This is a genomic window from Paenarthrobacter sp. CM16, assembly GCF_013179505.1.
Taxonomy (GTDB): Bacteria; Actinomycetota; Actinomycetes; order Actinomycetales; family Micrococcaceae; genus Arthrobacter.
Genome location: NZ_JABMCX010000604.1, coordinates 1 through 615, shown reverse-complemented (window position 1 = coordinate 615; position 615 = coordinate 1). Strand labels below are relative to the sequence as shown.

The 615-nt window shown below is 62.0% G+C and carries 1 protein-coding gene; it reads left to right on the top strand.

Features of this window, described 5'->3' with window-relative positions; translation table 11 throughout:
- A partial coding sequence (locus HP499_RS24765; RefSeq protein ID WP_172326642.1) for a pitrilysin family protein occupies positions 1-615 on the top strand: 615 nt, incomplete at both ends.

Below are 615 nucleotides of genomic sequence, written 5' to 3'. Positions count from 1 at the left end.
CGGCTGCTGGCTGGAAACTCGATCCCCAAGCTGCCCCGGTGAACCGCAGGGGAACCGAACGCGCTGTCATCAGCGGAACCTCGGGCCTCCACGTGGTCAAACGTCCCGTGGAGCAAGCCAACATCATCATGGGCTGCCCCACGATCGTGGCAACCGATGACCGCAGATTCGTCATGAGCGTGCTCAACGCCGTCCTGGGTGGTGGCATGTCTTCCAGACTGTTCCAGGAAATCCGTGAGAAGCGCGGCCTGGTGTACTCCACCTATTCCTTCACTGCCGCCTACGCAGATGCCGGGTATTTTGGCATGTACGCGGGTTGCACGCCGTCCAAGGTCCGCCAAGTGCTGGACCTCCTGGGTGTGGAGTTGGAGAAACTTGCCAAGGAGGGCATCACCGAGGAAGAACTCCGCAAGGCTGTGGGACAGCTCAGCGGCGGAATCGTCCTTGCGCTTGAAGATACGGGATCACGGATGTCCCGGTTGGGCCGGGCAGAGCTGGTCTCCGGAGAATTCCAGGACATTGACGAAACCCTGGCCCGAATCCAGGCTGTCACTGTGGAGGAAGTCCAGGAACTCGCCCGCGAACTCGCAGCGGCGCCCCGGACCATCACGGTGG